The 20365-nt window shown below is 43.1% G+C and carries 17 protein-coding genes; 10 read left to right on the forward strand and 7 right to left on the reverse strand.

Going from position 1 to position 20365, the window contains the following annotated elements:
* Nucleotides 1-117: 117 nt before the first annotated feature.
* The 3 genes from gldF to dnaN are packed head-to-tail and all read left to right on the forward strand — an operon-like array spanning nucleotide 118 to nucleotide 3678.
* Nucleotides 118-840 (forward strand): gliding motility-associated ABC transporter permease subunit GldF, encoded by a 723-nt coding sequence (gene gldF, locus ABIN91_RS06960; protein ID WP_348049880.1) that lies wholly within the window; start codon nucleotides 118-120, stop codon nucleotides 838-840.
* The gene (gldG, locus tag ABIN91_RS06965; RefSeq protein WP_348049882.1) at nucleotides 834-2522 is read left to right on the forward strand and encodes a gliding motility-associated ABC transporter substrate-binding protein GldG; all 1689 of its coding nucleotides are present in this window, start codon (nucleotides 834-836) and stop codon (nucleotides 2520-2522) included. Before gldF ends, gldG begins: the two co-directional genes overlap by 7 nt.
* 34 nt (nucleotides 2523-2556) lie before the next feature.
* Nucleotides 2557-3678 carry a DNA polymerase III subunit beta gene (gene dnaN / locus ABIN91_RS06970; protein WP_348049884.1) on the forward strand — a complete coding sequence of 374 codons (1122 nt, stop codon included), beginning with the start codon at nucleotides 2557-2559 and terminating at the stop codon, nucleotides 3676-3678.
* A 71-nt stretch (nucleotides 3679-3749) separates the two neighbouring features.
* Here the strand turns inward: dnaN and ABIN91_RS06975 are convergent, their stop codons facing one another.
* Nucleotides 3750-4196 carry a thioredoxin family protein gene (locus ABIN91_RS06975; RefSeq protein WP_348049886.1) on the reverse strand — a complete coding sequence of 149 codons (447 nt, stop codon included), beginning with the start codon at nucleotides 4194-4196 and terminating at the stop codon, nucleotides 3750-3752.
* 96 nt (nucleotides 4197-4292) lie between these two features.
* The gene (locus ABIN91_RS06980) at nucleotides 4293-6200 is read right to left on the reverse strand and encodes a DUF6600 domain-containing protein (RefSeq protein WP_348049888.1); all 1908 of its coding nucleotides are present in this window, start codon (nucleotides 6198-6200) and stop codon (nucleotides 4293-4295) included.
* A 203-nt stretch (nucleotides 6201-6403) separates the two neighbouring features.
* Between ABIN91_RS06980 and ABIN91_RS06985 the strand changes: the two genes are divergently transcribed.
* Complete coding sequence (locus tag ABIN91_RS06985; RefSeq protein ID WP_348049890.1) at nucleotides 6404-7363, forward strand: 2-oxoglutarate and iron-dependent oxygenase domain-containing protein; 960 nt, start codon at nucleotides 6404-6406, stop codon at nucleotides 7361-7363.
* A 93-nt stretch (nucleotides 7364-7456) separates the two neighbouring features.
* Nucleotides 7457-7768, forward strand: coding sequence for a phosphoribosylpyrophosphate synthetase (locus ABIN91_RS06990; RefSeq protein ID WP_348049891.1), 312 nt, complete (start codon nucleotides 7457-7459; stop codon nucleotides 7766-7768).
* A 5-nt stretch (nucleotides 7769-7773) separates the two neighbouring features.
* Here the strand turns inward: ABIN91_RS06990 and ABIN91_RS06995 are convergent, their stop codons facing one another.
* Nucleotides 7774-8736, reverse strand: a complete 963-nt coding sequence (locus ABIN91_RS06995; protein WP_348049893.1) for a MoxR family ATPase — start codon at nucleotides 8734-8736, stop codon at nucleotides 7774-7776.
* A gap of 13 nt (nucleotides 8737-8749) precedes the next feature.
* Nucleotides 8750-10123: a peptidylprolyl isomerase gene (locus ABIN91_RS07000; protein WP_348049895.1), complete on the reverse strand. Its 1374-nt coding sequence runs from the start codon at nucleotides 10121-10123 to the stop codon at nucleotides 8750-8752.
* 181 nt (nucleotides 10124-10304) lie between these two features.
* On the opposite strand from ABIN91_RS07000, the gene ABIN91_RS07005 reads away from it, so the two are divergent.
* Together ABIN91_RS07005 and rdgB are read left to right on the forward strand one after the other, a co-directional pair.
* A complete protein-coding gene (locus tag ABIN91_RS07005; RefSeq protein ID WP_348049897.1) occupies nucleotides 10305-10877 on the forward strand; it encodes a hypothetical protein in 573 nt (190 codons plus the stop codon).
* A 2-nt stretch (nucleotides 10878-10879) separates the two neighbouring features.
* Entirely contained in the window at nucleotides 10880-11461 is a 582-nt protein-coding gene (gene rdgB / locus ABIN91_RS07010; RefSeq protein WP_348049899.1) for an RdgB/HAM1 family non-canonical purine NTP pyrophosphatase, read from the forward strand.
* Nucleotides 11462-11491: 30 nt separating this feature from the next.
* Here rdgB and ABIN91_RS07015 read toward each other — a convergent pair whose 3' ends face one another.
* Entirely contained in the window at nucleotides 11492-12172 is a 681-nt protein-coding gene (locus ABIN91_RS07015; RefSeq protein ID WP_348049901.1) for a PRC-barrel domain-containing protein, read from the reverse strand.
* Between the two features lie 800 nt (nucleotides 12173-12972).
* On the opposite strand from ABIN91_RS07015, the gene ABIN91_RS07020 reads away from it, so the two are divergent.
* Both ABIN91_RS07020 and galU read left to right on the forward strand, forming a co-directional pair.
* A complete protein-coding gene (locus ABIN91_RS07020; protein WP_348049903.1) occupies nucleotides 12973-13968 on the forward strand; it encodes a hypothetical protein in 996 nt (331 codons plus the stop codon).
* A gap of 1 nt (nucleotide 13969) precedes the next feature.
* Nucleotides 13970-14845: a UTP--glucose-1-phosphate uridylyltransferase GalU gene (galU, locus tag ABIN91_RS07025; RefSeq protein ID WP_348049904.1), complete on the forward strand. Its 876-nt coding sequence runs from the start codon at nucleotides 13970-13972 to the stop codon at nucleotides 14843-14845.
* 193 nt (nucleotides 14846-15038) lie between these two features.
* Here galU and ABIN91_RS07030 read toward each other — a convergent pair whose 3' ends face one another.
* Entirely contained in the window at nucleotides 15039-17516 is a 2478-nt protein-coding gene (locus ABIN91_RS07030; protein ID WP_348049905.1) for a DPP IV N-terminal domain-containing protein, read from the reverse strand.
* Between the two features lie 90 nt (nucleotides 17517-17606).
* A complete protein-coding gene (locus tag ABIN91_RS07035) occupies nucleotides 17607-18812 on the reverse strand; it encodes an MFS transporter (protein WP_348049907.1) in 1206 nt (401 codons plus the stop codon).
* A 201-nt stretch (nucleotides 18813-19013) separates the two neighbouring features.
* On the opposite strand from ABIN91_RS07035, the gene ABIN91_RS07040 reads away from it, so the two are divergent.
* Complete coding sequence (locus ABIN91_RS07040) at nucleotides 19014-20327, forward strand: NAD(P)/FAD-dependent oxidoreductase (RefSeq protein ID WP_348049909.1); 1314 nt, start codon at nucleotides 19014-19016, stop codon at nucleotides 20325-20327.
* Nucleotides 20328-20365 lie beyond the last annotated feature (38 nt).

The raw sequence follows: 20365 nt of genomic DNA on the forward strand, positions 1-20365 counted from the left end.
AATCTCTTTAGGACAAGCAAACTATGCAAGTTCGCCCTGTACAGTTAGGGATTGCTTCGTACCTCGCAATGACGCGCGGAGCCGGAATAACTCAATAACAAATAACTCAATATCCAATTGCTAACCATCCTCAAAAAAGAGATCACCTCATACCTCAGCTCTATGGTAGCCTACGTTACCATCGGGGCATTCCTGTTGGTATTGGGGCTGTTTCTGTGGGTATTCCCCGAGTCGAGCATCATGGAATACGGTTATGCCGGTTTGGATAGCCTGTTCAGCACAGCACCGTACTTATTTATGTTCCTTATCCCGGCCATCACCATGCGCTCTTTAGCTGAGGAACGTAAGGAAGGAACCTTCGAAATACTCGCCACCCGCCCCCTAACCGATTGGCAAATCATATTAGGTAAATACTTCGCTTGTTTAGCCATCGTGCTATTCGCCTTGCTGCCAACACTGGTTTACTATTACTCTGTTTATAATTTGGGTGCGCCGCAGGGCAATATTGATACGGGCGCCGTTATTGGCTCATACATCGGCTTGTTTTTATTGGGAGGCGCGTTTGTAGCCATAGGCTTGTTTGCCTCCAGCATTACCAGCAATCAAATTATAGCTTTCACTATAGCCGTTTTTTTATCTTTTATCGCTTTTAGCGGATTAGATTCTCTGAGCAGCTTATTATCGCTTCAAAGCTTCGGATTGCAAAATTTCGGTATCAATCAGCATTACCAGTCCATTAGCAGGGGAGTGTTAGATACTCGCGATCTGGTTTACTTCCTAAGCTTCATCACTCTCTTTCTTGTCGTTACCAAAATTATAACAGGAGGGCGCAAATGGTAAGCAGCAACAAAAAGCGCGACTTAACACAGATAGCCATTTGCTTAATAGCGATAGTTCTGGTCAATTTCCTTTCGGGAAGTTTTTTTACCCGTTTTGATTTTACTAAAGAGAAGCGCTACACCCTAAGCCCCATTAGCAAAAGCCTGATGGATAGTATGCCCAAAGTGGTTAAAGTAACCGTATACCTGCAAGGTAACGATATGCCATCGGGCTTTAAACGCCTGCAAGGCGCCACGCGCGATATGCTGCTGGATATGCAGGCTTACTCCAAACGCAAACTGGAGTTTGAGTTTGTTGATCCCCTTGCGGGGATGAACCAGGAGCAACAGCGGCAAGCCATCCGCGATTTGCAAACCAAGGGCATCGAGCCAACCAACCTGAGCGTGAAGAACGATAACGGCCTTACGCAAAAGATCATCTTCCCGGCGGCCATCGTATCGTGCGATGATAAACAGATTCCGGTTCAGCTTTTACAAACCCGCACGGGGGTATCTTACGATGATCAGTTAAACAACTCTATCCAAAACCTGGAATATGCTTTTACATCGGCCATTAAAAAAGTAACAGCCGATGGTAAGCCCGAAATTGGTTTTACCGAAGGGCATCACGAACTTACTGATCTACAATTGAATGATGCCATGCGCAGCCTGTCTGATGGTTTTTTGGTGGGCCGGGTTAACCTCAAAACTATCCCGTTTGCTAACCTGAAAAAAATAAAACTGCTCATTATACCCAAACCCGATAAAGCCTTTACCGAAGCCGAAAAATTTAAGCTCGACCAATACCTAATGCGCGGCGGAAAAATATTGTGGAGTATTGACCAGGTAAGTGCCGAGTTAGACAGCATGCGCCATCACCAGAACGAACAACTGGCATTTAATAAACAACTCAACCTGGATGATCAACTTTTCCGCTACGGCATCCGCATCAATTACGATTTGATACTGGACATGAGCTGCGCCCAGATCCCCATCAACACCGGCAGTGTAGCCGGGCAGCCTCAAATGCAACTGGTTCCCTGGTTGTTCTATCCCATATTTGTGCCTGTAATAAAACATCCGCTGGTTAAAAATCTGGAGGTACGCAGCGAGTTTGTAAGCACCATAGATACCCTCGCCGTTAAGGGGACACAAAAAACAGTGTTGCTGTCTACATCAACTTTCAATAAAAAACTCACATCGCCGCACACGGTATCGCTGCAAATGATAGAGCAGGTACCCGAGCCTAAAGATTTTCAAAGTCCGGCTAAAATTACCGGGGTATTGTTAGAAGGTACTTTTATATCTAATTTTCGTTTCCGCCCCGTTCCCGATAGCGTTAACGAACAGATACCGGTATTGCAGCAAAGCCAGCCCACCAAGATGATCGTGTTGAGCGATGGCGATATCTTTAAAAATCAGGTAGCCAGCGATGGCTCACCATTCCCTTTAGGGTTCGACAGGTACACGCAACAATCATACGGCAATAAAAACCTGCTGCTCAATATTGCCGATTACATGACCGATGATTCCAGACTCATCGAGCTTCGCAATAAAGAAATTCAGTTACGATTACTCGATCGCCCCCGCATTCGTGCCGAAAAGTTAAAATGGCAGTTAATAAATAGCATTTTACCCATTGCTTTGGTGTTAATATTTGCTATTTTTCAACATTATATCCGCAGACGGAAGTATGCACGCTAATTTTTCTATTTTTGATAGATAATACCAACAGAATATGAGATTTATTGTTTCGACATCAACCTTGCTTAAACAACTACAGGCCGTTAGCGGCGCTTTAAGCAGCAGTACTGTATTACCCATACTGGAGAATTTTTTATTCGAGATCAAGGATGGTACTTTGACCATATCGGCTACTGACCTTCAAACCAGTATGACCACCTCTTTAACTGTCGAAGCTAAGGAGAATGGCCGTGTGGCTATCCCGTCGCGTATTTTGATGGATACTTTGAAATCATTACCGGAGCAGCCTATCGCTTTCTCGGTTGACGATAAAACCTTCGCTATAGAAATTAATGCCGGCGACGGCAAATACAAACTAAGCGGCGAAAACGGCGACGATTTCCCTAAGATACCTGTGGTGGAAAATGCTTCACAAGTAAACTTAGCCGCTTCTGTTTTAGCCGAAGCCATTAACAAAACCATATTCGCGGTAAGTAACGATGAGTTACGCCCGGCCATGACAGGCGTTTTCTGCCAGTTAACAACCGACTCGTTAACCTTTGTTGCAACTGATGCCCACAAATTGGTTCGCTATCGCCGTAAGGATGCTAAGGCTGCCAGTACAACATCTTTCATATTGCCAAAGAAAGCGTTGAACCTGTTAAAATCATCTTTACCAGGCGATGCCAACGTTTCTATTGAGTATAATAACACCAGTGCGTTTTTTAAATTTGCTAACATTAACCTGGTTTGCCGTTTAATTGACGAGCGTTACCCGGATTACGAAGCTGTTATCCCGCAGGTTAACCCCAATAAGTTATTAATTGACAGGCAAGCATTTTTAGGTTCATTGAGCCGTGTGGCCATATATGCCAATAAAACTACCCACCAGGTACGTTTAAAAATTAACGGTAGCGAACTGCATATCTCATCAGAAGATATCGACTTTGCTAACGAAGCCCACGAACGTTTAAGCTGCCAGTACGAAGGAGAGGATATGGAGATAGGTTTCAACGCCCGTTTCCTGATCGAGATGCTGAAAAACCTGGGTAGCGAAGAAGTGTCCTTAGAAATGTCGACCCCTAACCGTGCCGGTTTATTACTGCCACAAGGCGGCGATGAGAATGAAGATGTACTGATGCTGGTTATGCCGGTTATGCTGAATAGCTACGCTTAAAAGCGTTGAAAACATAAAAAGCAAAGGCGATAGTTAACTATCGCCTTTGCTTTTTATAGTGTTTTTATTTGTTATATCTTTTTAGCCAAAGCCTCACGTCCAAACTTCAATAGCATATCAGGTTGGATAAACCCAACGGTGCCCAATACCGGTTTCCCTTTTGGCGAAAAGATAATGAGTGTAGGGTAAGCCTGCATTTGCCATTCTTTAGCCAGTTGCGGTCCCATACCTTTTTCCATATCAATAGATACATTGATAAAATTCTTATTATAGAATGCTGCTACCTCGCTATTGGTAAAGGTTTTAGTCTTCAGCATTTTGCAGGGGCCGCACCAGGTGGCGTAAGCATCTACAAAAATATATTTGTTTTGGGCCGCGGCTTGTTTAAGAGCCTGTGTCCAGGCATCTTCAATAAAATGGATCTCGGTTTTACCTGTTGCTTTATTTTGTGCAAAGCCGGTAAACGATAACATTAACAGAGCCACCATAAGCGGCAAAAATTTAAAGGTATTCTTCATAGGTAACTGATATAAACGAAGGTAATTACAAAATCATACTAAAGGTGGCAAATTAAATAAAAAGCTCCCCTTTATGGGAAGCTTTTTACCTGTGCCTTACATTGGCGGTTTATCTTCTTTCTTTTGCTCAACTACAACCGGCCGTGGCCTTTGTTGTTGCGGCTGTGCCTGCGGCCTTTGTTGTTGTGGCTGCCGTTGTGGCCGCTGCTGCTGAGGCTGTTGTTGTGGCCTTTGCTGTTCCGGCTGAGGCTGCGGCTGTGGTTGCTGCCTTTGTTGCTGCTGCTGCTGCGGTTGTGGCCTCTGCTGCTGCGGTTGAGCCTGCGGCTGTTGTTGCTGCTGCTGACGTTGTTGTGCCGCTTGTTGTTGCCTTGCCTGCTCTTGTTGCTGGCGCTGCTGCTGCATTTGTTGCTGCCTTACCTGCTCTTGCTGTTGGCGTTGTTGTGCCGCTTGCTGATCGGCCTGTTGTTTAGCTGCCTGATCTTGATTTTGTTGTTGTGGCTGTACCGCAGGAGATTGCTGGCGTGGCTGAGTATTTGGGGTTGCCGTACTTGGCCTGTTCTTGCTGCGGTTAAACCTGCCATTATCAGGGTTAGGCGTTGTTGGGTTAGGGTTATTAGGTACTACCACAGGCTTAACCTCGGGTTGATTAGCCGGAGCCGCTTGGGGAGTTGTACCATTCCCACGTGTGCCTCTTCCATTATTTGGATTATTCGGCGTAGTATTAGCTGGTGCGCCCGTAGTAGGTTGTGCCGGTTGTACACCGGTGCCGTTGTTATGGTTAGCCGGATTAGTATTATTTGGGGCGCCGTTAGTATTCCTGCCATCGCGACCGCCAAACCTGCCATTGCCGTTAGGGTTGTTGTTAGGTGTAGTATTAGCAGGTGTGCCTGTAGGTTGTGCAGGTTGTGTACCTGTGCCATTGTTATGGTTAGCCGGATTAGCATTATTTGGAGCACCATTAGTATTTCTGCCATCACGACCGCCAAACCTGCCATTGCCGTTGTTATTATTGTTAGCCGGAGTGCCGTTATTATTACCGTTAGCCGGAGGGGTTGTTGCACCGGGCCTGTTAATACGTACTACGCCGTTATTGTTGTTATTAGGTTGGGTGTTTCGGGCGGTTTGTGCTAATCTGGAAGCATTTTCATGCCTGATGGTTGCACCGTTGCTCCTGTTGGCAATGCCTGCGTCTGGGTGTTGGTTACGGTAAGCATTAGCATCAACCACACGGGTAGGGCGTGGCCTGTCGTTACCACGGTTATTGCGGATGATGGTTGGGCGGTATACGTTAACCGTGTTGTTTTGTATAACGGTTGTACCCGGCCTGCTGCTATTACCCAAACCATAAATTTGCGGGCGGCGGTGGGTATAGCGCTCAATATCCTGCGGGCGTGGGCCTGCAACAAAACGCCTGTTGTTGTTTACATACACATTATTAATAATGCTAGTATTGCGGATGATGGTTACCACCCTGTTGCGTGGTACATAATAATTATAAATATACGGGCTATTGATATAAGCACGCGGGGCACAGATCCAATAATCATCTGGCACCCTATAATCGTTACCGAATGATATATCAATACTTATACGGGGGCCTAATGGTGCCCAGGCGTAATAATCGCCACCGGTACGCCAGTTAACCCATGCCGGTCCCCATTCGCTGCCCGGTATCCATTCCCATCCATAATAATCATCAAACCTCCAGCGGCCATAGTGGAAAGGCGCCCAACCCCAGTCGTAATCAGATACCCAGGTATTGCCATACTCGGTAAGTACCCAGTGGCCGCGGGTTGCGTAAGGCTGAAATCCATCTTCAACATCAGGCACCCAAACGTCGCCATAATCAGGGTCGTCTACCCAGGTACCGTAAGGTGATAGTTCGTCGTAAAAAGTTTGGTATGATACCTCAGCACCAGGCTGCGCCTGCGTTTGGGCGGGTTTTAGCATCAACAGCAACAGCGCTGTAAAGGCTAACCCTAATAATTTATTTATAGTTCTCATGATTTCTGTTTAATTTAGAATCTGATGGTTTGACTCTTGATTAAAGATAACGTTTATTATTGCTGAATGTTTCTTACGTAAAAGTATTGTCACATTACTTTGCAGATTTTGCAGAAAAATATAGTATTGAAGAATTTTTTTGAGATTTTAGTAGGGGTTAACAAATGATTTAGATATTTTTACATTTACTAAACGATTATAATATGAGCATAAATATTCCACGTCTGGATCTGGACACCTATGTAAACGGTACCGCCGAGCAGCGTAAAAAGTTTTCGGATGATATTGGTAAAGCGTTCAACGAAACAGGTTTTGTTACCATAACCAACCACGGTTTAAGTAAAGAACTGATAACCGAGCTTTACAGTGAGGTTAAAGAGCTCTTCGCCCTTCCGGAAGAAACTAAGCTGAAATACGAAAAAGTTGAGCTTGCCGGTCAGCGTGGTTATACCAGTAAGGGTAAAGAAACCGCGAAAGGTTTCCGTGTTCCTGATCTGAAAGAGTTTTGGCAAATTGGTCAAACGATAACAGATAATGATCCGATTAAAGAAGAGTACCCTGATAATTTAAAGGTTACCGAATTACCTAAATTTAACGATACTACTTTAGAGATCTACAAAAAGCTTGAAAAAGCGGGTAGTGAGGTATTAAAAGCAATTTCGGTTTATTTAGGTTTGCCCGAAGATTATTTTGCGGATAAGATACACAATGGCAACTCCATTTTGCGTTGCCTGCATTATTTTCCTATTCTTGATCCGGATGCTTTACCCCCCGATGCTGTACGCGCCGGTGCTCACGAAGATATCAACCTGATCACCCTATTAATTGGCGCCAGTGCCGATGGTTTGGAAGTATTAACCCGCGATGGCGATTGGTTCGCGATAAAAGCTGAGGGTGAGGATGTGGTTGTTAACGTTGGCGATATGCTGCAACGCTTAACCAATGGCAAGCTAAAATCAACCACGCACCGTGTAGTTAACCCTCCGCGCGAAAAAATGGGTTTCTCACGTTATTCGGTACCTTTCTTTTTGCACCCACGCTCAGAGATGGACCTGACCTCGTTGGATTCGACCATTGATGCCGAGCACCCTAAATTGTACAGCGATATTACCGCCGGCGAATATTTGGATGAGCGTTTGCGTGAAATAGGTTTGAAAAAATAACAACTATTGATTAAATTGAGTTAAATTAAAGCCTTGCAATAAAACAATTGCAGGGCTTTTTTCTTTTAGATATATCAACCAAACACAATTGTTATGAATGCAGATCAATATAACTACGCAACCGTTACCCAGGCATTAAGTAATTTAAAAGACCGGGGATATACAGATGAATTTGATTTTAAAGATCAATACCTTTTTTGCAACGAAAAAGGCATCCAATTTAATCCGCAGGAACTAAAGATAACCGAAGTTTACCGCTTTGAAGGTGCCAGCGACCCGGAAGATAGCTCGGTAGTATACGCTATTGAAAGTGCGTCGGGATTAAAAGGGGTATTAATTGATGCTTATGGCGTTTATGCTGATGAACGGAAAACCGCATTCATCAACAGCCTGTCAATGTCTTAAGAAATTTAAAAAAGCTTTTCTATCAGTTGATCAGCGCTGATGCCTTCGGCCTCGGCCTGATAGCTGCGCACTATGCGGTGGCGTAAAATTGCTTTGGCAACGGCTTGCACATCTTCAATATCCGGCGAGTATTTGCCCGATATTACGGCATGGCACTTTGCACCCAATACCAAAAATTGCGAAGCCCGTGGCCCTGCTCCCCAACTTAATAAGCGGTTAACATCGGCTGTAGCTAATGCCGTGTTAGGGCGGGTTTTGGCAGCAAGCTTAACGGCGTATTCCAGCACATGATCGGTAATTGGGATGTTGCGAACCAGTTGCTGAAAGAAAACAATTTGCTTACCGGTAATTACTTTATGGATATCCGGTTTTAATGAGCCGGTTGTATTTTTGATAACCTGTATCTCTTCCTGCAAGGTAGGGTAATCTAAAAACACGTTGAACATAAACCTGTCCAACTGTGCTTCGGGTAGGGGGTAGGTGCCTTCCTGTTCAATAGGGTTTTGGGTTGCCAGTACAAAAAACGGTTGTTCCAGGTGGTGTGTTACACCGGCCGCCGTTACCGATTTCTCTTGCATGGCCTCTAACAGCGCGGCCTGGGTTTTAGGCGGGGTACGGTTGATTTCGTCTGCCAGAATAATGTTGGCGAATACGGGACCCTTAATAAATTTGAAATTCCTGTCCTCACCCAATATTTCCGAGCCTATAATGTCCGAAGGCATCAGATCGGGGGTGAATTGTATGCGGTTAAAATCCAGATCCAATACCTTGGCTACGGTTTGCACCAGCAAGGTTTTAGCCAAACCAGGTACACCCACCAATAAACAATGCCCGTTGCTGAAGATAGAGATCAAAACTGATTTCACTACCTCATCCTGACCGATAATTACTTTGCCAATTTCGGCACGTATTTTTTCGTAAGTAGCCTTTAACGCGTCGGCCACTTCAACATCGCTCTGGTATTGCATATCGGGTTTCAAATTATTTTGCCTGTGCGGTTGGGTTGGCGCTTGTCCAAATTTTAAGTTGCGGGCAGCTCATAAACTCAGGGTCTATCTTCACGTAAGTTTCTTTACGTTTTTTCTCAAACCACTCGCTTACCGAGCGGTTTAGTTTATCCTCGTAAGCTAAATCTTTTATCTTAGGTAAATCTTGTGCCAGGTTGGCCTTATGGGCATCGGTTTTAGATTTAAGGAATAAAATTTTGTACGATTTTTTTCCATCCTGAGCGCTAAATAATTGTGGTTTTGATAAACTGCCAACCTTCATGGTATCAACCACCAAAGCAACCTGTGGGTCAAGCTTATCCGTTGGGATGTATGTGGTACGCGCTTGTACGTTATCAGCGTTAAGCATCATACCACCATTAAACTTGGTTTCTTTATCGTCAGAATAAAAGGCCGCCGCACTCGAAAAGTCGATTTTTTTATTGCCCGAAAGTAAAGTATAAACGCTGTCTATCTTAGCCTTAGCCCTATCTAAACTTGCCTGGGTTATATCTGGTTTGATCAATATGTGGCGAACGTGAACCTGCTCACCACGGCGCTCTATAACCTGTAAAAAGTGAAACCCATAATCGGTTTCAAATACCGGCGATATTTCGCCAGCTTTTAATTTAAAGGCCTGGGCCGAAAACTCTTTTACATAGCCCGAACGATCGCCAAAACCAAGATCGCCACCTTCGGCTGCTGATCCCGGATCTTGCGAATATAAACGGGCAAGGTTACCAAAGTCTTCTCCGGCTTTAACCCGTGCGCGTAAGGACTCTACTTTTTCTTTAACAAACTTTTTTTCGGCGGCAGTTAAAGTTGGCGAAATAGATATGGCGCCTATCTCAACTTCTTTGTTATAGGTACGCAAGCTATCTTTTGGGATAGCATCAAAGTATTTTTTAATATCGTAAGGCGTAACATTTACCTTTTCGGTTATTTTTTGGCGCATTTTTTCGGCAATTTTTTGCTCCTTGATCTCTGGGCGAATCTCGTCTTTGTATTGGATAATTGAGCGGCCTAAAAAGCCTTCCAGGCGTTCTTCGCCACCCGCGCGGGCAACCATGCTGCGCATACGGCGGTCAACCTCGGCATCAACCTCATCATCTTTAACGGTAACGCTATCAATAACGGCTTGTTGTGCCAGTAATTTTTGAGTAAGTAATTGCTGTAAAATGTAGCACTTAATGCTTGGGTTAGGCTGATTACCTTGTACCAGGAATTGTGCGTATTGCGATTCGATGTCGGACTGTAATATAATACCACTACCTACAACACCGGCAATTTTATCTAAGGTTCTTTTTTGAGCTTTAACAAATGTTAATGTGGTCAGTAAAATAAATAGGATTAACCCAAACTTTCTCATGTATCTCGTTTTCTTCTAAATATATATCACAGGTTTACCAACCATATGAGGCTCCGAATTTCGGAAAATAAATTGAGTTTGATCATAAAATAATTACGCTATCGCTCAGTTATACTTATATGCTGCGAATATGCTGAATAAGGTATAAACAATTTGCCTATTTTTGGTTAAAATTTGTTAAATGATAATTGATAACACCGCCGGCTTGCAATATTTATTAAGTGAAGATATTTATCTGCTTAGGCAGGATATGGATAGTCTTGATGGCGGGGCGGCACAGCCAGCAGGTGCGATTGAAGAGACTGCGATTGTATCTGCTAAACCAGAACCCGTAATTACCGAACAACCTATAGTTGTTGCGGAGGCTCCGGCTTTATATTTTAATTATTTAGGCAGCAATGCCAAACAGTTTTTGATATTGTGCCATTATCCGGATAACGACCAAATGGATGAGAAGCACCTTGAGGCTTTAAAAAGCGCCTTATCCCGTAAGGAACTGGCTTTGGATGACGTGGCTATTGTAAATATAAATAAACACGGCACCGCCACCATTAGCCAACTGAACGAATATTTTAAACCAAGCCGTTTGCTATTATTAGGCGCTCCTTGTTTATTGGCAGGTTGGGATAAACCGGCGCTTAACCAGTTAACAAACCTTGGCGGGATAAAAGCGTTATACACTTACAATTTTACCGAAATGATGGGCGACAGGGATAAAACCAAAGCCTTTTGGGAACAAATGAAAGTATTGTAACCATGCACAAACTCGTATTCGCTACCAACAACGCCCATAAAATTGAAGAGGTTGCCGCCAAAACCGGTAACGATTTTACTTTGCTGAGTTTAGATGATATTGGCTGTAACGCTGATATTGCCGAAACAGGGGCAACCTTTGCCGAAAATGCTTCCATAAAAAGTCATTTCATTTTTAATCATTACAAACTCAATTGCTTTGGCGACGATAGCGGATTAGAAATTGACGCGCTGAACAACGAACCGGGTGTTTATTCGGCCCGGTACGCCGGTACGCATGGCAACCACGATGCCAATATTGATAAAGTGCTGCACAAACTTAAGGCTAGTTTTAACAGGCATGCCCGTTTTAGAACGGTAATATCGCTGATATGGAACGGTAAAGAGCATCTGTTTGATGGTACGGTAGAGGGCGTTATCCGCCATCAGAGATCAGGATTTAAAGGTTTTGGTTACGACTCCATATTCCAGCCTGATGGCTATAACATTACCTTTGCCGAAATGAGTATGCAGCAAAAAAATGCCATTAGTCACCGTGCCAGAGCGGTTGAAAAAATGGTGGCGTTTTTAAAAACGGTTAAGTAAATAATAAAGGCCACCATTTTATCGCTAAAATTATTGAGGTCGGTGATATTCGGGGCTGTTCTCAACATGGGCCATATCTATATTTACAAATACAATATAATTGTACCATTGTACGGCCTCAACATAGTTTACATCTACCAGTACTTTTTTACCGCCGAACCATTTGGTGGTATCAACAACAAAATTGAGCAGTTGCCAGGTATCATCATCAATTAAAAAATTGTTTACGTGGCCTATAATGCCATTGCTGGCGTGGATCTGGTAGCCACTTACATCGGCCGCGCTGCGCAGGTGGGTATTGTATTCTTTTCCGGGGGTTTCGTTTTCGCCGTTTATTTCTTCGGCAGGTATGGTATCGCCGCTTGTGCCGCCACCAAAAAAGTTATTATCCCAGTAGTTTTGCCAGGAGTGGTGCATATGCAGTATTTCTTCCTGCTGGCGCGATACGGGCAGGTCGGTATCTATTGATGGACTGTTTTTTAACTGATCCATAGTTAAATTTACGTGGAACTTTCCGGGATCGCGGAAGCCCGATTGTACAGATTGGGGTGAAACGAATACTTTACGGCTATTTAGCCATGTACCGGTTTCTACAATAAGGTAGCGGATGGTCCAGGAATGATCGTCGAAATAAAAATCTTTTACTGTGCCTAACTCACCATCGGTGGCGGCTATTTTGAAGCCAATTAAGCTGTTGATGTCGCGTTTCATGATAATTTGGTTTTAAGTATCTGGGTATGTACGAGTAACAAGTATTGTAAAGCCTGAATTGTTTTTATTTAACGTAAAATTACGGTAGAAAGATACCGGTAAAAATGTTTCAAATCACTTTTTTTACCATTCACCGACATTTTAGTGCCGTTCACCTAAAAGGTGTGGGCAAAAGAGTATTAGCAGGGCATATTTGTATCATCAAACTAACGACAATATGAAAACTTTCCTCGCTGTTCAAATTATCCACCTGATTGTTAAAGCTGCCGAACATGTGCACAATTTTATCCATTTAAGCGGGCATCTAATTAAGTAATGTTATGAATACACCAGATTTTATATATCTTATATTGGTTGCGATAGGGCTTACCGCCGTATGGTTTGACCGAAAGATAGTTAGGAATACCTGAGCGGATTAGCTCCTGATTTTGTTATCTGCACGTTTTTGCGTATATTGCATGGAGGAAGAATCAAGAGATAAGAATCAGGAACCAAGACTGAAATATATCTTACTTTATCCCCCTCTTGGATTAAAGAACAAGGAGCAAGGATAAAAGACCAGTGGTTAACAAGGTCAATTTGATTAATAGCTGGTGATGAAAAATATCTTACTTTATCCCCCTTCAGTTAGTAAGAACATCCAAGCTTTATTATTCTGGTAATTGAAGTTATTATGATTTAGTAATGAAAATATCCAGGTATACGTGAGGGTGAAACTCTAAAATCGCCCCAATTGATTAAATATTTCCGGATATTTAATTTTATCTGCAAATTAGCCAACACAAATATCAACTACAACTATGATCATTGATTCGCGCGCGTTTGCGAGAGCCGGTTTACTTGGCAACCCCAGCGATGGATATTTTGGTAAAACGATAAGCTTGAGTATCAAAAATTTTGGGGCTCAAATTCTATTGTACCAATCGCCCGAGTTGGTTATTGAACCACAAGAGGCCGATGTAAATACATTCCGCAATATTTATGATCTGAAAGAAACCGTGAGCCTGATAGGTTATAATGGTGGTATCCCCATCATTAAAGCGGCCATTAAAAAGTTTTGTGATTATTGCGATGAAAGCGGGGTAAAGTTATCTAATAAGAATTTCACTATCCGTTATCACTCAACCATACCACGTCAGGTAGGTTTGGCAGGAAGCAGCGCCATCATTATCGCTACATTGAAAGCTTTAATGCAGTTTTATAAGGTTGAAATACCCATGCACATTTTACCAAACATTGCCTTACAGGCCGAAACCCAGGAAATGGGTATCAATGCCGGACTGCAAGACCGTGTGATACAATGCTACGAGGGCTGTGTTCACATGGATTTTAACAAAGAACAGATGGGAAAGCATGGTCATGGTGTTTATACGCCAATCAATCCCATGTTATTGCCTAAATTATACATCGCATACAAAACAGACCTGGGTAAAGTATCGGGCAAAGTTTTGAACGAGATCCGATCCAAGTATGATAAAGGCGATGAGCATACTATTAATACCTTAACCACTATCGCTAATTTAGCTGATGCCGGTGCAGAGGCCATAAAAGCTAAAGATGATACGCTTTTGGGCGAACTGATCAATGCCAACTTTGATAATCGTACCAAGATAATGAGCATCAGCGATAGTAATATGGAGTTGATTAATACTGCCCGGGCTTGTGGCGCTTCGGCATCGTTCACCGGATCGGGCGGGGCCATCATTGGTATTTACCAGGATGATGAGATGTTGAAGAAATTAGTTTACAGTTTAAAAAAGATTAACGCACGCGTTATAAAACCTTACATGATATAATATGGTAAAGAAAGCAGTAATACCGGCAGCAGGTTTAGGAACCCGATTTTTACCGGCAACTAAGGCATCACCAAAAGAGATGCTCCCGATAATTGATACGCCTACCATACAATATGTTGTGCAGGAAGCGGTTGATTCTGGTATTGAAGATATCCTGATCATCTCTGGTAAGGGCAAGCGTTCTATTGAAGATCACTTCGATCGTCACCCGGAACTGGAAGCCCGTTTGCTTGAAAAAGAAGATAAGATGTATGACGAGATCATGCACCTATCGGATATGGCCAATATTCATTTTGTTCGCCAAAAGGAGATCAACGGATTAGGCGATGCTATAATGTATGCACGCCACCATACCGGTAACGAACCTTTCGCGGTGCTGTTGGGCGATACCATTATTAACTCTGTAATACCCGTAACACAACAGCTGATTGATATTTACGAGCAATATCAAAGCACTGTTATCGCGGTTGAAACGGTTCCGCATGATAAGGTTTCGCGTTATGGTATTGTTGGTGGCGATATGTTATCGGACACGCTAATGAGCCTGAATACGCTGATAGAAAAACCGGCTGTAGATAAAGCGCCATCAAATTTAGCAATAGCCGGCCGTTACATTTTAACGCCCGAAATTTATAAGGCTTTAGAGAAAACCCCTCCGGGTAAAAACAACGAGGTACAGTTAACTGATGCCATGCTTTATCTGCTGAAAAGCGAAAGTATGTATGCCCATACCATTGAAGGTAAGCGCTACGATATTGGTAACAAGCTCGATTTTTTGAAAACCAATGTTGAGTTTGCTTTACGCCGGAAAGAATTTGCCAAGCCGTTTTATGCCTTTTTAAAGGAGATTGTAGAGCAGCATAAGGGCGAGTTTTAGGGGATTTCGGAAATCGGATGTTCGATTTCGGATTTTCTTCTTTGTTATTTGAAGAGGAATGATTGAGAGATCTTCTGCACTTACTCATCTAATGTAGACTTGTAAGTGCAGAAAATTTTTGTTGTTGTTCCAGGTAGCTTGTTCTATTGTTTTAAAATTCCATTGTGGTTGAAAACCGGGATACCAATCAAAATCAGGGTTTTTTCCTTTCCACTTCTTTATCCATTTCCAAAATATCAACCGGCTGATTAAAATCGCCTAATAGCCATTTAGCGAAGTAATCGCTTTTTTGCCAGAAGAAGTATTCGGACATATCGCCATAAGCGTGGCGTTGGCCGGGCAATAGCACAAAATCAAAACGTTTGTTGGCTTTGATGAGGGCGTTAATCAAACGGATGGTATTAGCCGGGTGTACGTTGTTATCAATATCGCCTGTGGAGAGCATTAGTCTGCCTTTTAAGTTTTTGGCAATATCGGGGTTCTTATCAATGGTATATTTGAATGTTGTATCGCCTTTTGGGGTCACTATTTCTTTTACGCCGTTGTGCTTTTCGCTCCACCAGCGGTTATAAACGGCATTATCATGATTGCCTGATTCGGAAACGGCTACTTTAAAAAAATCAGGGTATACTAACATGGCCGCGCTGGACATGAAACCACCGCCTGAGTGGCCGGTGATACCTACTTTGGTGATATCGATAAAGGGGTAACGATCGGCCAGTTGCTCGGCAGCGGTTTTTTTATCAGCCAGGCCATAATCGCGCAGGTTGCCGTAGCCAAAGGTGTGGTACCATACCGAACGCTCGGGGTTACCACCGCGGTTACCTACCGATATTACAATAAAGCCCAATTGCGCTAATCTATCAACATAATCCATACGTGAGCTGAACGCTTTGTTAACCGCTTCGGTTTGGGGGCCGGGGTATACGTATTCAATTAATGGGTATTTTTTTGACGGGTCGAAGTCAAAGGGTTTATACATTACGCCGTATAGATCGGTAATGCCATCATCAGCCTTTACTTTAAATGGCTCCGGAAACTTGTAGCCTGCGGCCATCAGGCGGGATAGGTCGGCAGTTTCAAGGTCCATTACCTTGTTGCCGTTATTATCCATTAGTACAGATTTTGGCGCGGCATTTACCCGGGAAGAAATATTAACGAAATAGCTTTCGTTATCATTCATGCTAACGGTGTTGTCAAAATCACCTGTGTTGAGCAACTTTAAGCCTGTGCCGTTTAGGTTAATGCTGTATAGGTGGGTATAATATGGGTTTTGATTTGGTTCGCGGCCCGATGCGGTGAAATAGAGGATTCGCCTTTTCTCGTCAATCTTGATGATATCGTCGCAATGGAAGGGGCCTTTGGTGATCTGGTTTTTAACGTGGCCTGCTTCGTCATACAAATAAAAATGTGCCCAGCCATCACGCTCGCTCCATTGCACCATTTCTTTACCACCATCAATTAAGCCGGGGCGGTTAATTTCCACGTAAGTGTTCATTCGCTCTTGCGCTTGTATGGTTACGGCATTGGTATTGATATCAACACTACAAACATCAATACGTTTTAAATCGCGCGAGGTACGGTAAAAGTAAAACTTGTTATCGGTACCCAACCAAACTGAAGGTTTGAACTCATCATCACGGTTTTTAGCCAGGCTTGGTGCCGCCCACGTTGAAATATCCTGATCTTTAAATGATGATACATTGAGTTTTTTACCGGTTTTGGCTGCAAAATCAAATAGCATCAACTCATCCCTGCCATTTTCGGCTTCGCCGGGCATCTGGTATTTATAGGTTTCGAGGGTTGGACGAGGTTCTGCAATGCTATTGATCACCCACAGATCTTTCACCTTGCGCATATCGGTACGGATCATGGCGAAATGCTTTGAATCTGGCGACCATATCACCGATGATGGTTTACGGTTCTTTTTGTTTTTGACCTCATCTACATTGGTTTCATTTTCAACATATCCGCCATAGGCATAAAATTCAACACCATCTTTAGTGAGCTGGTGCTCTACTACGGTGCTGTCATCTTCATTTTTAAGGGCCTTTTTGTAATTATTCTTATCCATCCAATACAAATTATTGTAGCGGGAGAAAATGATGGCACTGCTATCGGGAGCTATAGATGCCCAGGTAGGTTTAGGTTTTACCTTATCGTAGTTTTTAAGTTCGGATAGGGTTTGGGTAGTTAGGTTATATTGAAAGTAGAATGATTTTTTTTCCAGAGAATCAGCGGCCTTCTTGTCTTTACGATCTTTCTTTACTTGATCTAAAGAGCTTTTTAGTTCAAATTGAATAGTTTTTTCGTCTTTAGTAAATTTCAGGTTTTCTATCGGGAGGTGTTGCGCGTCGAATGGGTCTTTAATTATATTGGTGATCTCGGCGGCCAGGCGGTCCTTATCAAATATCAGTTTTTTGGTTTTCAGAAGCGGGTCGACAAGGTACCAGTTTTTGATGTTGCTGGTTTCGTACACATACCAAAAACGGTTGCTTTGTTTTAGCCAATGCGCATCGGCGTTAACGGTAAACACCATTTTCTCGATCTTTTTTGGTGAGAAGCGAGCGGCTAACTGGTAGTTGGCTTTAATAGGAGCAGGGGCTGTAGTTTGTGCCTTTGCCCAAATGCTGAATAGTATTGCTGCGAATAAAAAATACAGTTTTTTCATGTGGAAATTTAAAACTGTTAAGATATAAAATTTCAGTATATTTTAAATGCAACAAATTTAATACGGTAGTAAACGGTCGGGGCAAAATACCTAAACCAGATCCAGTTTCTTTGCCGTGGCTATTTTGCGGCTGGCCAGATGCGCTGTTAACGCACCGATAGAAAATAGGAATCCTATGGTACAAACGCCCGTCCAATGGTAATGTTCCCAAAGGTGGCTGGCTAAATAAGTACCTAAAGACCCACCTATAAAATAGCATACCATATAAACGGTATTGATGCGGTTGCGGGCTTCGGGATGTAGTGCTAAAACCATGGTTTGGTTAGATATGTGAGTGCCTTGTACGCCCATATCTAATAATATAACACCAATAACTAAACCTACCATACTGGCTGTTGAAAAGCTGAACACCAAAAAGGCAAGTATCACCATTATAATGGTTGCGGTAGTTACATTGTATGGGTCCATTTTATCGCTTATGCGGCCCATTAGCGATGCGCCTAAAGCACCGGCAACGCCCACTAAACCGAATAAACCGGCAGTTTGCGGTCCGGTATCAAACTGCGGTTGTTTTAACAGGAAGGTGAGGGTGGTCCAAAAAGCGCCGAAACAACCAAATACGCATGCACCCCGAAATGCCGCTAACCTGAGTTTCGGTTCGTTTTTAAAATAGGTTGCCATTGAGCGCATGAGTGTGCCGTAATTGCCCTTATACTCCGGTTCAACTTCGGGAAGTAGAAAATAGAGGAAGATCCAGATGATGAGCATAAGCCCTGCTGCTATTAAAAACATGGCCCGCCAGCCTAAGTGTTCGCCAATAAAGCCACTTAAGGTTCGGGATAGCAGGATTCCTATTAGCAAGCCGCTCATTACCTGGCCAACTACTTTACCCCGGTTTTGAGGTGTAGCCAGATGCGCGGCCATGGGTACCAATAGTTGTGGTATCATAGAGGTGGCTCCGATAAAAAAACTGGCTATAATGAGCAGATTAACATCTGTTGCGAAACCTGCAGCTATGAGCGAGATGAGCATGAAAACAAAATCGAACATCATTAAGCGCTTACGTTTAACCATATCGGCCAGCGGAGCCAAAAACAGCATACCTACGGCGTAGCCCATTTGGGTGAGCATAGAAATTAAGCCGGCTTTGGCTTTGCTTACGTGCAGAGCCTCCGATATAATATCCAGCAATGGTTGGTTATAATATAGGTTAGCTACAATTAGGCCTGTGGCTATAGTAATTACCCATAAAGTTAGCGGAGTGAGTTGCGGTTGTGTGTTTGTACTGTTATTCATAAGGACGGGCAAAGTACCGGAATATGTTTTTGAATTGGGGCAACTAGTTAGTTTTTTGACATGGGAATGGTTGTATTTGTGTTAGTTGATTTGTTGGTGCTTTTTAAAACACCCATGGATACCTAGCATTTGTTATTGGTATCTTAATTCTCAAATTTAGATTTTCACCAAACAGAAGGTCAGCCTAACTGTACTAATATAATGGAAACAGCAAATGAATCTAAATTCCCGAAGATCGTAATTATAGGCGGTGGCTTTGGTGGTATTGAACTGGCTAAACACCTTGATGATAAGCCTGTTGATATTATTATGTTGGATAAGCATAATTACCACACCTTTCAGCCCTTGCTTTACCAGGTTGCTACGGGTGGTTTAGAGGCGGATTCGATCGCTTTCCCGTTAAGGAAGATTTTTGAGGGGCAAAAAAATTTCAGGTTCAGGATAGCTGAGGTAATGGAGATCAATCCCGAAAGGAACTCATTGGATACTACCATTGGCGAGGTTAAGTATGATTACCTGGTGATAGCGACAGGATCGACCACCAACTTTTTTGGCAATAAGCAAACGGAGCATTTTTCGATGCCAATGAAAAGTATTCCGGAAGCGCTTAACCTGCGCAGTATGATATTGCAAAATTTGGAGGAGGCCATATTGCTTACTACCAAAGAAGAGCGTGAACCTTACCTCAACTTTGTGGTTGTAGGGGGCGGTCCCACAGGTGTTGAACTATCGGGCGCTATTGCCGAATTGCGTAACCACATTCTTCATAAAGATTATCCGGAACTGAATAAGGAGGAAATGAAGGTTTATTTGGTTGAAGGGCTGCCTAAAGTTTTACAGGTAATGAGCGAACAGGCATCGGCAAAATCAACTGAGTTTTTAAAAGAATTGGGCGTTGAGGTGATGACCGATACCATGGTGAAAGAGTACGATGGCAAAGAGATCAAATTTGGTGATGGAAAGAGCATTAAGACACATAATGTGATCTGGTCGGCAGGGGTTATGGGGCAGGTAATTGAAGGCTTGCCTAAAGACGTTGTTGTGAAAGGTAACCGGATACAAACCGATGACAGGAATTTAGTTACCGGTCAAACTAACATTTACGCCATTGGCGATGTGGCAGCAATTATTACCGAGGGTACACCTAAGGGCCATCCCGGTGTTGCGCCTGTAGCTATGCAGCAGGGTACACATTTAGCGAAGAACTTTATCAAGATCATTAATAACCAACCAACGGAACCATTTAAATACTTTGATAAGGGTTCGATGGCTACGGTTGGGCGTAATAAAGCGGTGGTTGATATTGGCAAAATACGTTTCCAGGGATTTTTTGCCTGGTTAACGTGGATGTTTGTGCATTTAATGTCGCTCATTAGTTTTCGTAATAAGGTAGTGGTGTTTATTAACTGGATAGGTAGCTATTTTAGCTATAATGGCGGCGCAAGGCTGATCATTCGCAAGTTTTCGAGAGAAGAAATTGTAGAAACGGAGCATTTGCCCAAGGCGGATGATTAATTTGATAGAAGCTGGAAGATTATGAGTTTTCAAATGTA

Source organism: Mucilaginibacter sp. (genome assembly GCF_039921305.1).
Taxonomy (GTDB): domain Bacteria; phylum Bacteroidota; class Bacteroidia; order Sphingobacteriales; family Sphingobacteriaceae; genus Mucilaginibacter.

Bases quoted from the DNA above. Each gene is read 5' to 3' on its own strand.
- gldG (WP_348049882.1), top strand. From the start codon at position 834: ATGGTAAGCAGCAACAAAAAGCGCGACTTAACACAGATAGCCATTTGC.
- dnaN (WP_348049884.1), top strand. From the start codon at position 2,557: ATGAGATTTATTGTTTCGACATCAACCTTGCTTAAACAACTACAGGCC.
- ABIN91_RS06975 (WP_348049886.1), bottom strand. From the start codon at position 4,196: ATGAAGAATACCTTTAAATTTTTGCCGCTTATGGTGGCTCTGTTAATG.
- ABIN91_RS06980 (WP_348049888.1), bottom strand. From the start codon at position 6,200: ATGAGAACTATAAATAAATTATTAGGGTTAGCCTTTACAGCGCTGTTG.
- ABIN91_RS06985 (WP_348049890.1), top strand. From the start codon at position 6,404: ATGAGCATAAATATTCCACGTCTGGATCTGGACACCTATGTAAACGGT.
- ABIN91_RS06990 (WP_348049891.1), top strand. From the start codon at position 7,457: ATGAATGCAGATCAATATAACTACGCAACCGTTACCCAGGCATTAAGT.
- ABIN91_RS06995 (WP_348049893.1), bottom strand. From the start codon at position 8,736: ATGCAATACCAGAGCGATGTTGAAGTGGCCGACGCGTTAAAGGCTACT.
- ABIN91_RS07000 (WP_348049895.1), bottom strand. From the start codon at position 10,123: ATGAGAAAGTTTGGGTTAATCCTATTTATTTTACTGACCACATTAACA.
- ABIN91_RS07005 (WP_348049897.1), top strand. From the start codon at position 10,305: ATGATAATTGATAACACCGCCGGCTTGCAATATTTATTAAGTGAAGAT.
- rdgB (WP_348049899.1), top strand. From the start codon at position 10,880: ATGCACAAACTCGTATTCGCTACCAACAACGCCCATAAAATTGAAGAG.
- ABIN91_RS07015 (WP_348049901.1), bottom strand. From the start codon at position 12,172: ATGAAACGCGACATCAACAGCTTAATTGGCTTCAAAATAGCCGCCACC.
- ABIN91_RS07020 (WP_348049903.1), top strand. From the start codon at position 12,973: ATGATCATTGATTCGCGCGCGTTTGCGAGAGCCGGTTTACTTGGCAAC.
- galU (WP_348049904.1), top strand. From the start codon at position 13,970: ATGGTAAAGAAAGCAGTAATACCGGCAGCAGGTTTAGGAACCCGATTT.
- ABIN91_RS07030 (WP_348049905.1), bottom strand. From the start codon at position 17,516: ATGAAAAAACTGTATTTTTTATTCGCAGCAATACTATTCAGCATTTGG.
- ABIN91_RS07035 (WP_348049907.1), bottom strand. From the start codon at position 18,812: ATGAATAACAGTACAAACACACAACCGCAACTCACTCCGCTAACTTTA.
- ABIN91_RS07040 (WP_348049909.1), top strand. From the start codon at position 19,014: ATGGAAACAGCAAATGAATCTAAATTCCCGAAGATCGTAATTATAGGC.